This window comes from Eudoraea sp. (assembly GCF_039969275.1).
Lineage (GTDB): Bacteria > Bacteroidota > Bacteroidia > Flavobacteriales > Flavobacteriaceae > Eudoraea.
Genome location: NZ_JBDVOC010000007.1, coordinates 363,676 through 375,588, shown reverse-complemented (window position 1 = coordinate 375,588; position 11,913 = coordinate 363,676). Strand labels below are relative to the sequence as shown.

15 protein-coding genes are annotated in these 11,913 nt (G+C 37.6%); 10 read left to right on the top strand and 5 right to left on the bottom strand.

Going from position 1 to position 11,913, the window contains the following annotated elements:
• Nucleotides 1-6: 6 nt before the first annotated feature.
• Nucleotides 7-1,398, bottom strand: a complete 1,392-nt coding sequence (locus tag ABJH90_RS06280; RefSeq protein ID WP_348137627.1) for a Gfo/Idh/MocA family oxidoreductase — start codon at nt 1,396-1,398, stop codon at nt 7-9.
• A gap of 78 nt (nt 1,399-1,476) precedes the next feature.
• Nucleotides 1,477-1,908 (bottom strand): Rrf2 family transcriptional regulator, encoded by a 432-nt coding sequence (locus ABJH90_RS06275; protein ID WP_348137626.1) that lies wholly within the window; start codon nt 1,906-1,908, stop codon nt 1,477-1,479.
• Nucleotides 1,909-2,030: 122 nt separating this feature from the next.
• Here ABJH90_RS06275 and ABJH90_RS06270 point away from each other — a divergent pair, with 122 nt between their 5' ends.
• From ABJH90_RS06270 to ABJH90_RS06225, 10 genes are all read left to right on the top strand, one after another.
• Nucleotides 2,031-2,537 (top strand): cytochrome c, encoded by a 507-nt coding sequence (locus tag ABJH90_RS06270; protein ID WP_348137625.1) that lies wholly within the window; start codon nt 2,031-2,033, stop codon nt 2,535-2,537.
• A gap of 11 nt (nt 2,538-2,548) precedes the next feature.
• The gene (locus ABJH90_RS06265) at nt 2,549-3,130 is read left to right on the top strand and encodes a fasciclin domain-containing protein (protein WP_348137624.1); all 582 of its coding nucleotides are present in this window, start codon (nt 2,549-2,551) and stop codon (nt 3,128-3,130) included.
• Nucleotides 3,131-3,164: 34 nt separating this feature from the next.
• Nucleotides 3,165-5,120, top strand: a complete 1,956-nt coding sequence (gene nosZ, locus ABJH90_RS06260; protein ID WP_348137623.1) for a Sec-dependent nitrous-oxide reductase — start codon at nt 3,165-3,167, stop codon at nt 5,118-5,120.
• Between the two features lie 130 nt (nt 5,121-5,250).
• Nucleotides 5,251-5,910 carry a hypothetical protein gene (locus tag ABJH90_RS06255; RefSeq protein ID WP_348137971.1) on the top strand — a complete coding sequence of 220 codons (660 nt, stop codon included), beginning with the start codon at nt 5,251-5,253 and terminating at the stop codon, nt 5,908-5,910.
• Nucleotides 5,900-6,337, top strand: coding sequence for a nitrous oxide reductase accessory protein NosL (locus ABJH90_RS06250; RefSeq protein ID WP_348137622.1), 438 nt, complete (start codon nt 5,900-5,902; stop codon nt 6,335-6,337). The genes ABJH90_RS06255 and ABJH90_RS06250 overlap by 11 nt, the downstream gene beginning before the upstream one ends.
• Nucleotides 6,338-6,426: 89 nt before the next feature.
• Complete coding sequence (locus tag ABJH90_RS06245) at nt 6,427-6,720, top strand: cupin domain-containing protein (protein ID WP_348137620.1); 294 nt, start codon at nt 6,427-6,429, stop codon at nt 6,718-6,720.
• An 8-nt stretch (nt 6,721-6,728) separates the two neighbouring features.
• Nucleotides 6,729-7,301 carry a nitrous oxide reductase accessory protein NosL gene (locus ABJH90_RS06240; protein WP_348137618.1) on the top strand — a complete coding sequence of 191 codons (573 nt, stop codon included), beginning with the start codon at nt 6,729-6,731 and terminating at the stop codon, nt 7,299-7,301.
• A 12-nt stretch (nt 7,302-7,313) separates the two neighbouring features.
• Nucleotides 7,314-8,552: a nitrous oxide reductase family maturation protein NosD gene (locus ABJH90_RS06235; RefSeq protein ID WP_348137969.1), complete on the top strand. Its 1,239-nt coding sequence runs from the start codon at nt 7,314-7,316 to the stop codon at nt 8,550-8,552.
• Nucleotides 8,549-9,259, top strand: a complete 711-nt coding sequence (locus ABJH90_RS06230; RefSeq protein ID WP_348137616.1) for an ABC transporter ATP-binding protein — start codon at nt 8,549-8,551, stop codon at nt 9,257-9,259. Before ABJH90_RS06235 ends, ABJH90_RS06230 begins: the two co-directional genes overlap by 4 nt.
• The gene (locus ABJH90_RS06225) at nt 9,252-10,034 is read left to right on the top strand and encodes an ABC transporter permease (protein WP_348137614.1); all 783 of its coding nucleotides are present in this window, start codon (nt 9,252-9,254) and stop codon (nt 10,032-10,034) included. Before ABJH90_RS06230 ends, ABJH90_RS06225 begins: the two co-directional genes overlap by 8 nt.
• Here the strand turns inward: ABJH90_RS06225 and ABJH90_RS06220 are convergent.
• From ABJH90_RS06220 to deoC, 3 genes are read right to left on the bottom strand one after another with little or no spacing between them, the layout of a single operon-like run.
• Complete coding sequence (locus tag ABJH90_RS06220) at nt 10,031-10,534, bottom strand: DUF1643 domain-containing protein (RefSeq protein ID WP_348137612.1); 504 nt, start codon at nt 10,532-10,534, stop codon at nt 10,031-10,033. The two genes, ABJH90_RS06225 and ABJH90_RS06220, sit on opposite strands and share 4 nt — an antisense overlap.
• An 18-nt stretch (nt 10,535-10,552) precedes the next feature.
• Entirely contained in the window at nt 10,553-11,257 is a 705-nt protein-coding gene (gene deoD, locus ABJH90_RS06215) for a purine-nucleoside phosphorylase (protein ID WP_348137610.1), read from the bottom strand.
• Nucleotides 11,258-11,260: 3 nt separating this feature from the next.
• Entirely contained in the window at nt 11,261-11,911 is a 651-nt protein-coding gene (gene deoC, locus ABJH90_RS06210; RefSeq protein ID WP_348137608.1) for a deoxyribose-phosphate aldolase, read from the bottom strand.
• Nucleotides 11,912-11,913 lie beyond the last annotated feature (2 nt).

The following is an 11,913-nucleotide window of genomic DNA, read 5'->3' as shown; positions in this document are numbered from 1 at the left end:
CGCTGATTAGGTTAATTTCATATCAATAGGATCCCAGTTAACAGGCTTATTCTTATAATAACTTTCATTTGCCAGTAAAGCTGCTCCTGCTGCCCTAAGGCCGAAATTAGGGTCCTGAATTATTGTGTTCTTGCCACGGATCGCCTGGAAGAAATTATAAAAATGGTCATAGTGACCTCCTTTGTAATCGTCTGGTGCTTCCCAAAGTGTTTCCCCGATATTTAATGCAGATTCTCTGCTTTCAAGATTTTTGGAAGCGTACTCTTTCTTGATTTTCGCTTGAGTTGCTTCCGTATAAGCAACCATGGAATAATTACCAGGGGTCATTCCCAATTCGGAACGCAGGAGTTTTACAGAATTGTAGCCAACCTCCATTACTCCTTCTGTTCCTACCAGCTTGAAACCTCCTCCTCCACCAGATCCGGCAATGAAATTTACCCTGAATGAGGCGTTAAAGGCAGCATGTGTTTCAGATTCCGGATAATCATAAAATGTTAAGGTAACATCGGGCACATCACGCCCGTCTTTCCAATAGCGTAAGCCACCTGTTGAAAGTGCTCTGGAGGGACCTTTGGAGCTGATAATATAATTTAATGTTGAAAATGCATGAACGAAAAGATCTCCGGCAACCCCGGTTCCGTAATCCCTGTAATTTCGCCATCTGAAAAAGCGTTTTTTATCAAAGGGGACTTGTGGAGCAGTGCCCAGGAAGGTATCAAAATCTACCGTATTTGGATCAGCATCAGGAGGAATAGGATATTGCCAGGCCCCTTCCGAAGAATAGCGGTCGTTATACATATCCAGAAGCACCAGGTCACCAATTGCACCATCCTCATAGAGTAGCCGTGCTTTTTCATTACCTAGAGAAGACATCCCCTGGCTTCCTATCTGGCATAACATCCCGGTATCTTTTTGAGCCTTAATTATTTCATGGCCTTCTGTAAAATTCTGCACCATAGGCTTTTCACAGTAGACAGCCTTGCCAGCTATCATAGCATCAATAGTAATTTTTTTATGCCAATGATCAGGGACCGCAACAATAACGGCATCAATGTCGCTGCGGCTAAGGATCTCTCTGTAGTCTCTGGTAACAGCTATATCCTCTCCCCATAATTCTTTAGCCCTGTCTAACCTGCCCAGGTAAAGATCACAGGCCGCTACAAGTTTTACACCTTGCACTTTTAAAGCAGCAGTAGTGTCGTATATTCCTTGTATACCGGATCCAATTAATGCCAGATTTATCTGATCATTTATAGCATAGGTATTTTCTTCATAGGTTCTGTTAAGTAATAGTTTTTGATTATAAGAGGAAGCTAAAATTTGTGGTGCTGTGGAAATTGCAGCTGCGCCCAAACCAGCACGTTTTAAAAATAATCTTCTTGATTGATTCTTTTTCATAATGGAGTACTAAAGTTGATACTTTCTTGTTAAAGTAGTTTAAATTACGCTTTTTTAATAAGTACTCCAAGAAGTGGATTAAATAGGTAAAAAAGCCTTGTTCAGCTCTAAATCCTCGGCCAGATCTTCTATTGTCTTACTTTCCAGTAATGAAATTATTTGTGATCTTGAGGGGCTAATTAAGGCATGTAGTGGGCAGGGCTTGTATTTATTACAATCTTCCAAACTCAGGACACAGGATTCAAATCTTTTTTTACCGTCAATAACATCTATAATTTTTATTATAGGTTCATTTTTCTTTGCTTCATCAATATAAAACCCTCCTTTAGGACCTTTGGCGGAAGAGATGATTTTACGTTTGGCAAGCACTTGCAAGAGTTTGGCAATATAGGCTTTGGGCACATTTATTCTTTCACTGATATCTTTCACCATCATTTTATTATTCTCATCGGAATGTAATGCCAGAAACAATACAGCCTTGAGAGCGTATTTCGAAGAGTTTGAAAGCATATTTCGAATATTAAATTCAACCACAAGAATAAAAAGATATTTTTATCTTAAATATGATTAATATCATGTTTTTTCAATACTTTCACTCTTATTTTTGACCATTAATTAACAAAAACAATCGAATGAAACAACTAATTAGGACTACCGTATTCCTGCTCACTCTAATATTGATGAGTTGTGGCGGAAAAGAAGAAAAGAAAAAAGACGGTTTTAGTGTCACCAGACAAAAGTCAGAAACAGAGAAACCCGCAACCACTCCTGATACTGAAGTGACAAAAGCATCAGAGCGTATAGATCTAACTAACAAGGGTTTAGGGCCTGTGACTTCAATCACCTTAAATCCGGAAATTGATCAGGCAATGGCGACAACAGGAAAAGAAGTGTACGACCAAATGTGTCTGGCATGCCATAGAATAGGCAAAAAATTCATTGGTCCTGCCCCTAACGGTATCCTGGAGAGACGTACACCGGAATGGGTTATGAACATGATTCTTAATCCGGAACAGATGGTAAAAGAAGACCCATTGGCTAAAGATTTGTTGGTAGAGTTCAACGGTTCACCAATGGCGAATCAAGGTCTTACTGAAGAACAAGCAAGGGCGGTGCTGGAGTATTTTAGAACTTTATAATAAACAATCATATGAAAACAATAACTAAATTAAGATTACTTGTGGGTTCATGTTTTATGCTGATTTTATTTGTCGGTTGTAAAAATGAAGCTAAAACAGAAGGAACAACTTCTTCAACAACACCAACAACTGAAGAAGATAAAGAACGTGGCCAGGCCTTTATTGAAGATGACGGATCAACGCCCAATGTACTACAGATTGCTATTGGTTCTCCGGATCATACAACGCTGGTTGCGGCCGTACAAGCTGCGGACCTTGAAAATGTTTTGGTAAACGCTGGTCCGTTAATGGTATTTGCACCTACTAATGAAGCCTTTGCTGCACTACCTGAAGGAACGGTTGACAACTTGTTAAAGCCGGAAAATAAAGATGCGTTGGCCAATATCTTAAAATATCATGTAACCCCTGGAAATTATTCCAAAGAGTTTTTAAAGAAATTTAAAAAATTAGGGCAGGCCAATGATCAGGATGTAATGATAGTTGTTGAAGGGGATGATGTTTTTGTTGGAGGAGCCAAAATAATAGGTAGTGTCAAAGGAGGGAATGGGATTGTCCACGTGGTAGACAAGGTAATTTTGCCGCCGGAAGAATAAAAAACATTAATCAATAAAAACTAAAAATAAAATAATGAAAAATTTAAGCTATTTAATTTGTGTCCTCTTTGGGTTAGGAATTACCTTAAGCAGCTGCAACAACCAATCTCAGAAATCAAATGGGGCTTTATCATCAAGCGCTGCCGAAAAAGTGTATGTAGCTCCTGGTGAACAAGACGAATTCTACGCTTTCCTTTCTGGAGGTTATAGCGGAAACCTTACTGTATACGGACTGCCCTCAGGGCGAATGTTCAAGGAAATCCCCGTATTCTCACAATTCCCGACCTCGGGATATGGTTATTCGGAAGAAACCAAACCGATGTTGAACACTTCTTTTGGATTCGTTCCTTGGGATGATTTACATCACCCTGATATTTCGCAAACTAATGGTGAATTAGATGGCAGATGGGTTTTTGTGAATGGCAACAATACTCCCCGTATAGCAAGAGTAAGTTTGAGTACTTTTGAGACCGAAGAGATTATCGAGGTTCCGAACAGTGCAGGTAACCACAGTTCGTCATTCATTACAGAAAACACGGAGTATGTAGTAGCCGGGACTAGATTTTCAGTACCTGTACCTCAGCGCGATATGGCCATTAATGAGTACAAGGGAAATTTCAAAGGCGCTTTGTCTTTTATTAGTGTAGCTCCAGACAATGGGCGATTAAATCTGGAATTCCAGATATTGATGCCAGGTTTCAATTATGACCTTTCGCATCCCGGTCGTGGAAAATCTCATGGATGGTTCTTCTTTTCAACGTATAACACCGAAGAGGCCAATTCTTTATTAGAAGTTATGGCTTCGCAAAATGATAAGGATTTTATCGCTGCTGTAAACTGGAAGAAAATAGAGGAGTATGTTAAAAATGGTGGCGGGACTAAAATGCCTGCTAACTATGCGCACAATGTCTATGACGAGGAAAGCCATACAGGAACTTCTACCATGATAAAAGAGGTAGTTACGGTAGATCCAACCAAAGTGCCTGGAGCTTTGTACTTCCTGCCCACACCTAAATCACCACACGGCTGTGATGTAGATCCAACAGGGCAATATATTATTGGTAGCGGAAAACTGTCTGCAGACATTACGGTACATTCGTTTGATAAAATGTTGGCCGCAATCGAAGGAGAAAAATTTGATGGAGAGGCTTATGGTATTCCTATTCTCAAATTTGAGGAGGTCTTAGCAGGTACTGTAAAAAGTGGAGGTTTAGGCCCACTTCATACCGAATTCGATGGTAAGGGGAATGCTTATACTACCTTCTTTATTTCTTCGGAAGTTGTTAAATGGAAAGTGGGAACCTGGGAGGTTGTCGATAGAAAACCGACTTACTATTCCGTAGGACATTTGATGATTCCGGGTGGAAATTCAAGAAAGCCTTTCGGGAAGTATGTTGTTGCTATGAACAAGATTACCAAAGACCGGTATCTTCCTACTGGTCCTGAAATGGAGCACTCTGCTCAGATTTATGATATTTCAGGGGAAAAAATGGAATTGATTTATGATTTCCCAACCCACGGTGAACCGCATTATGCTGCTGGTTGCCCTGCCGAGTTGTTAGCAACAAATTCGAAAAAGATCTATCGATTGGATGAAAATAAGCATAAATATGCCACTATCGGTGTTGATGATGCACGTGTAGAGCGCAATGGGAATGAAGTACATGTTTATATGTCTACCATCCGAAGTCATTTTACACCTGACAATATTGAGGGTGTCAAAGTAGGGGATAAGGTTTATTTCCATATCACAAACCACGAGCAAGATTTTGACGTACCACATGGTTTCTCCATTATTGGTCAGGGGACTTCCGAAATTTTAGTAATGCCGGGGCAAACCAAGACTTCTTTATGGGAACCTAAAAAGGTTGGGGTATGGCCATTCTATTGTACTGATTTTTGTTCTGCCTTACACCAGGAAATGCAAGGTTATGTTAGAGTATCTCCTGCTAATTCAAATATTGACCTTTCTTGGTCTTTAGGCGAATAAAAGTACTTAGGTAGAATAATTAATTTACAAATAAAAGCGGGCTGTGTCTTGGACCTGCCCGCTTTATTCTCAAATTAAAGTATCCTTTCAAAATAATGTTTGATTTATAAACGATCAAAAAGTAGAAATGATGAAAAAAGCAAGTATCTTAATGATCATTGGTCCTTTGTTTCTTTTGGGATTGTATTTTTTCCCACTCTGGAACATAATGCTGGGCGCACCTCAATATCCGGAACCTTTGGGAATGAACATTTATATTGATGGTATTAAGGGAGTCAGCGAATTTGATATTCAGAACATTGATGGTCTTAATCATTATATTGGGATGCGTACACTACCAAAACCTGAGGATATGTGGGAGTTTAGTACCTTTCCATGGGTCATTGGAGGAATGGTGGCCTTAGGTGTATTGATAGGCCTGCTGGGATTTTTTGAAAAAGTTAGCTATAAATGGTTTATGGGATGGTTCGTACTCATGAGTATCTTAGGATTACTGGGTATGTATGATTTTAATGAATGGATGGTAGATTACGGCACCAATTTAGATCCTAATGCTATAATGAAACTCACCAATGCAGATGGCACTCCTGTGAGCTACAAACCACCACTTTTTGGGCATGTAAAAATGCTTAATTTTGACGTAACCTCTTTGCCATCAACAGGTGCGTGGTTCATGTTTGTGGGTATGATACTGACTGTAATGGCATTTTTTGTGGGTAAAAAAGCATGGAAACCTAAAAGCAAGGCCAGTGCGGTAAGACCTATTAAAGTAAAAACAAATGATAAGTAGATTCATTTTAGTAACTATTGCACTTTTGTCATTTGTATCGTGCGAGGTTAATCCAAAACCGATTAATTATGGTTCTGATGGATGTCATTTTTGTTCGATGATCATTGTTGATAAACAACATGCTGCTCAAATAGTAACTAAAAAAGGTAAGGCATTTAAATTTGACGCGGTGGAGTGTATGGTGAATCATTTAAAGGACGTAGATGTGACATCTATTGAACTTTTTATGGTTAATGATTACCAAGCCCCGGGCGAGTTAATCGATGCCAGAAAAGCTACTTTTTTAATAAGCAAGGAAATTCCTAGTCCTATGGGCGAATACCTGACAGCATTTCAGTCCAGAGTTGAAGCTGAGAATGTTGAAGCCGAAAATAATGGGAAATTGTACTCTTGGAACGAGTTGTTGACAAGATTTAAAGTGCAATAATAAGATTCAATTTAATGGTTAATGGTATTCGGTCAACTTATGTCCGGTAAATTCTGTTAACCATTATTTTTTAAATAAAATTTTAAATAATGTACAATATAAGCAGTCAAATAACAGATCAGCGATTCGATAATTTACAAATCCAAAAAATAGTAAAGACTAATGCTTTGGAGATTCTCAGTATTAGTTTAGAAAAAGGGGCAACCTTTCCTGAACACACGTCTCCCTCAGATGCACAATTGATTGTATTGGAAGGGGCTGTGATTTTTAATATAAATCAGGAAGAGTACGTTCTTTTGAAACATCAACTTTTTTGCTTTCCTAAAGAAACACCACATTGGGTAAAAGCCAATGAAAATTCTAAATTTTTAATCATAAGATAAAAAGTAATATGAAACATACTTTATGTTTTTCTATATTATTTCTATGCCTAATTTTGACTAAGGTATCTATTGCACAATCTCATGAGCAATGTATTCATTGCAGTATGGCTGTCAAAAATCTACAGTTCAAAGCACAGGCACAAACCCAGTCAGGAAAGTTAATTTGGTTCGATGCTATAGAATGTTTGGTAAATTATTTAAAATCCAAAAATGAAAATGTCTTTCAAAAAATTCAGGTAACCGATTATAATAGTGGGAAGGTTATTCATGCGGCTAATGCATATTATCTTAAGTCTAAAGCTATTCCAAGCCCCATGGGTGCTAACCTTTCTGCCTATATGCTTCAATCAGAAGCAATAAGTGTGCAAAAAGAAAAGGGAGGAGATGTATATAACTGGGAAACCTTAAAAGAAAGATTTATTGATTTAGTACATGGTGCACTAGGTTTTAATTTTTTGCTTGCAGGAAGTAAGCTAATTTTAGGAGCTGAAATTGGAATACCTTTGTATCAGAATTACAATGGCATCTTTATGAATGAAAAATTTGGATTTAACGGATCTGCAAAATATAATGTATTTTAGGGGCTTCTTATGATGAGATACGGAGCTTTTATATTTTTTTTATTTAGTATATTTTCTGGCTTCGCTCAAGTGCCAAAGACAATAGAAATCTGCCCATCTTGTAAAGTTAAAACTATAAAGGATGGGATTTCTAATGCTTCGGAATTTGACACACTTCTCATTAAAAAAGGCATCTACAAAGAGTTCAATATCCTTGTCGACAAACCCTTAACCTTGAAGGGTGAAAACTACCCGGTAATCGATGGCGAAGACCGTGGGGAAATCATTCGCATTGTTTCTGATAATGTGACAATTGATGGACTATACATTATTAACGTCGGTACCAGTTACACCACTGATTATGCGGCCATAAGGGTCGTCAAAAGTGAAAACTACCTGATACAGAATGTAGTATTGGAAAAACTGTTTTTCGGTATATATCTTGAAAGATCGAACAATGGTAAAGTGTATCACAACAAGATTATCGGCGATGCTGTGGATGAATATAATTCTGGCAATGGTATTCAATTATGGTATTCCCACAATGTTCAGGTAGACCGAAATATCGTGCAAGGGGTACGTGATGGTATTTACCTGGAGTTTTCTGATAACATTACCATCAATAACAACGTGAGCGCAAATAATCTTAGGTATGGCCTTCATTTTATGTTTTCGAATGATGATGTGTACACAAATAATACTTTTGAGAACAATGGCGCTGGTGTGGCCGTTATGTTTTCCAAACGTATCAAAATGGTAGGCAATATATTCAGAAAGAATTGGGGTACGGCCGCATTTGGTATGTTGCTCAAGGAAATCAATGATGCTGAAATTATTGGCAATACCTTTCAGGAAAACACTATCGGCATCAATATCGAAGGCTCAAATCGCATAGAATATAAAAACAATAACTTTATTAGCAACGGGTGGGCCGTGAAAGTATTGGGTGCCTGTTATACCAATTCATTTGTCAATAATAATTTCCTTTACAACTCTTTTGATATTTCGTATAACAGTAAATTGAACGACAATGTTTTTGAGAAAAATTATTGGAGCGATTACACGGGATATGATTTGGATAAAGACGGAATAGGAGATGTGCCCTATCGACCTGTGAAATTGTTCTCATACGTTGTGAACCGAACACCCGAAACGATAATACTATTGCGCAGTATGTTTATGGATATAATTGATTTTTCCGAAAAAGTGTCACCCGTTTTTACACCGGATAACTTATTGGATGCAATGCCGTTAATGAAAAAATCAGAATGATACAGATAGAAAATCTACATAAAAAATTTGGAAGAAACCAGGTACTATTCAATTTGGATTTAGATATTCATAGTGGTGGAATATTTGCCGTACTGGGTCCCAATGGATCTGGTAAAACCACATTAATCAAATGTATTTTAGGAATGGTAATTCCTTCATCAGGCGAAATTGACGTACAGGACAACACAATCAAAAAGAATTGGAAATACAGGCAGGATATAAATTACCTCCCTCAAATAGCGAACTTTCCGGGCAACCTCAAAGTGAAAGAACTAATTAGGATGATCAAAGACCTTCGGCAAAAGGAAAGTAAGGAAGAAGTGTTGGTAAAGCTTTTTGGTTTAGAACCTTTTTTGGATAAAAAATTAGGAACACTTTCTGGCGGTACTAAACAAAAGGTGAACATAGTATTGACCTTCATGTTCGATAGTTCCTTGATTATTCTTGATGAACCTACTACAGGATTGGATCCAGCCTCACTGATAAAGTTAAAGGAATTGATACTTCAAGAAAAAAACAAGGGCAAGACCATATTGATCACTACCCATATCATGCAGTTCGTTGAAGAAATGGCCGATGAGATTGTATATCTTTTAGAAGGCAACATTTTTTTCAAAGGTAGTGTTGAACAATTGATGACCAGGACCAAACAAACAGATTTTGAACATGCCATAGCGGCCATAACAATACAGACAGCTGATGCTTAAGATTTTAAAATATAGCTTTTACGATTTAATGCGAAGCAGATGGAGTTATGTGTACTTTCTATTCTATTTGGCATTGGGCTTTGTACTTTTATTTCTGAACAATGACCTTTCAAAAGCTGTAATTACTTTAATGAACGTTATCATTGTTCTTGTTCCGCTTATAAGTACCATCTTCGGGGTCATGTATTTTTATAATTCGAAAGAATTCACTGAACTATTACTGGCCCAACCTTTAAAAAGGAATTCCATATTCCTTGGGCAATATCTGGGTGTGGCTGGCTCGTTAACGATGAGCCTGGTATTAGGATTGGGAATACCTTTTATTCTTTATGGTTTGTTTAGGAGTGATGCAATATGGGATTTTTCCTTATTATTGATAACAGGGGGATTTCTTACCCTAATTTTTACTGCTTTGGCTTTCAATATTTCACTATCGAATGAAAACAAGATCAAAGGTTTTGGGTATGCCGTGTTGTTGTGGCTCTTTTTAGCAGTAATCTATGACGGCTTGTTTTTAATGTCATTGATCCTCTTTGAAGAATATCCCTTAGATTCTTTTTCCTTGGCAGCAACTATGTTCAACCCAATTGACCTTTCCAGAACCTTGATCCTTTTAAAATTGGATATTTCAGCACTTTTAGGCTATACTGGCGCAATATTTAAGCAGTTCTTTGGTACGGATAAGGGCTTGATCGTTTCTATATTGACGCTGATCCTTTGGACCGTTTTGCCCATTTGGCTATTGTCTTACAAAGCAAAAAGGAAGGATTTTTAATTTGAAAAGGGCATTATAAAATCTTGATAAGTACCCCGGGATGGATGTTTCTTTGTCATCAAGACCGTTTTATCCTCAAACGAATAAACAATCCTGAGGATGTCTTCTTGCCGTTTTAAAAACGGGTTGGTTTTGCCCCAGGCAACTATTACGATATCGGAATCTTCTATGGCCTGTCTTATAAAACTGTCATTCTCTTTCCCGATTTTAGATGAAGCTCCTTTAAAATCTTTAGTTTGTATATAAGCAAACTGATTAACTACTTTAATAGTTTTTATGTTTTCAAATAACTCAATTTCTTTTTCAAAAATGAGTTTTTCAAGAAATTGAACGGACTTATCCGCAAATTTTGAATTGGCAACACTGGGATTTTGCATAAGAACACAGAGCGAGCTGCCGTGTGTTTTTAGTGTGCTTTCTATGGTAAGCTGATATCGGAATTTTTTACAATTGGAAAATTTGGCTTTTACGAGTACGCCGGGGATGTGCTTATAAATCATCGTTTAACGCATGCTAATTTAGTCTTCGCAAATGTTCAGCGCTATTTGAACCATTTCTTTAAAAGTTCGTTCCCGCTCTTCAAAACTACATTTTTCACCAGTAACCATTGAGTCGGAAATGGTAAGTATGGTTAAAGCCTCAATATTGTGCTTGGCTGCAATAGTGTAAAGTCCAGCGGATTCCATTTCAGCACAAAGCACTCCATATTTAGCCCATTTTTTATAAGCCATCGGATCTTCTTCATAATACAGGTCCGAAGAGAGTATATTACCTGCCTTGATAAGAATGTTGTTTTCTTGCGCATATAAAGCAGCCTTCAAGATCAAATTGAAGTCGGCTGTTGGGGCATAATTAAAATCATTAAAAATGGCATTATTAATACCCGAATTTGTAGATGCGGACAGGGCCAAAACAATATCCCTGATTTTAACATCCTCCTGATAAGACCCTGCTGTGCCTACCCGGATTATTCGTTTCACATCATAATCATTAATAAGTTCATGATAGTAAATCATGGCAGAAGGGATGCCCATACCGCTTCCCTGTATTGAGATACGTTGCCCTTTAAATTCCCCTGTATAACCTAGCATACCACGAATTTTTGAGTAACAATAAACGTTATCCAAAAATGTTTCGGCAATCCATTTGGCTCGTAATGGATCACCCGGCATTAAAACGGTCTCGGCAATCTCATTCTTTTTAGCTTCAATATGAGCACTCATAGATTATAGATTAGAATTTTTTACTATTTCAATTCCAGAGGAGGTGCCTAAACGTGAAACGCCCATATCAATGTAACGTTTGGCCGTTTTTTTATCTTTAATACCTCCTGAGGCTTTAATCTTAATTCTGTCTTGAATTACGCGTTTTATCAATTCAATATCTTCAAATGTAGCTCCTCCTGAACCAAATCCGGTTGAAGTCTTCACAAAATCTGCCTTTCCCTCAACAACCAGCATACTGGCTATTTTTTTTTCTTCAGCAGTTAAGTAACAGGTCTCAATTATTACTTTCAATTTCCTTGACCCAATGGTCTGTTTTATTTTAGTTATTTCATCTTTTACCAGATCGTATTCTTTGAATTTTAACCAACCAATATTTATAACCATATCTATTTCATCTGCCCCATGCTCAATACAAAATTGTGCCTCGCATAGTTTAGCTTCAGTAGACATGGCGCCTAACGGAAAACCAATTACCGCGGCTATTTTGACAACGGAATCTTTCAATTCGTCTTTTGCCAACGCAACGTAACAACTGTTGACACAAACTGAATAAAAATTAAATTCCCTGGCTTCATCGCATAATTGTCTTATTGCCAAGGGTGTTGCCGTAGGCTTTAATAAAGTATGGTCAATATATTGCTCTAAATCCATTG

Bases quoted from the DNA above. Each gene is read 5' to 3' on its own strand.
- ABJH90_RS06280 (WP_348137627.1), bottom strand. From the start codon at position 1,398: ATGAAAAAGAATCAATCAAGAAGATTATTTTTAAAACGTGCTGGTTTG.
- ABJH90_RS06275 (WP_348137626.1), bottom strand. From the start codon at position 1,908: ATGCTTTCAAACTCTTCGAAATACGCTCTCAAGGCTGTATTGTTTCTG.
- ABJH90_RS06270 (WP_348137625.1), top strand. From the start codon at position 2,031: ATGAAACAACTAATTAGGACTACCGTATTCCTGCTCACTCTAATATTG.
- ABJH90_RS06265 (WP_348137624.1), top strand. From the start codon at position 2,549: ATGAAAACAATAACTAAATTAAGATTACTTGTGGGTTCATGTTTTATG.
- nosZ (WP_348137623.1), top strand. From the start codon at position 3,165: ATGAAAAATTTAAGCTATTTAATTTGTGTCCTCTTTGGGTTAGGAATT.
- ABJH90_RS06255 (WP_348137971.1), top strand. From the start codon at position 5,251: ATGAAAAAAGCAAGTATCTTAATGATCATTGGTCCTTTGTTTCTTTTG.
- ABJH90_RS06250 (WP_348137622.1), top strand. From the start codon at position 5,900: ATGATAAGTAGATTCATTTTAGTAACTATTGCACTTTTGTCATTTGTA.
- ABJH90_RS06245 (WP_348137620.1), top strand. From the start codon at position 6,427: ATGTACAATATAAGCAGTCAAATAACAGATCAGCGATTCGATAATTTA.
- ABJH90_RS06240 (WP_348137618.1), top strand. From the start codon at position 6,729: ATGAAACATACTTTATGTTTTTCTATATTATTTCTATGCCTAATTTTG.
- ABJH90_RS06235 (WP_348137969.1), top strand. From the start codon at position 7,314: ATGAGATACGGAGCTTTTATATTTTTTTTATTTAGTATATTTTCTGGC.
- ABJH90_RS06230 (WP_348137616.1), top strand. From the start codon at position 8,549: ATGATACAGATAGAAAATCTACATAAAAAATTTGGAAGAAACCAGGTA.
- ABJH90_RS06225 (WP_348137614.1), top strand. From the start codon at position 9,252: ATGCTTAAGATTTTAAAATATAGCTTTTACGATTTAATGCGAAGCAGA.
- ABJH90_RS06220 (WP_348137612.1), bottom strand. From the start codon at position 10,534: ATGATTTATAAGCACATCCCCGGCGTACTCGTAAAAGCCAAATTTTCC.
- deoD (WP_348137610.1), bottom strand. From the start codon at position 11,257: ATGAGTGCTCATATTGAAGCTAAAAAGAATGAGATTGCCGAGACCGTT.
- deoC (WP_348137608.1), bottom strand. From the start codon at position 11,911: ATGGATTTAGAGCAATATATTGACCATACTTTATTAAAGCCTACGGCA.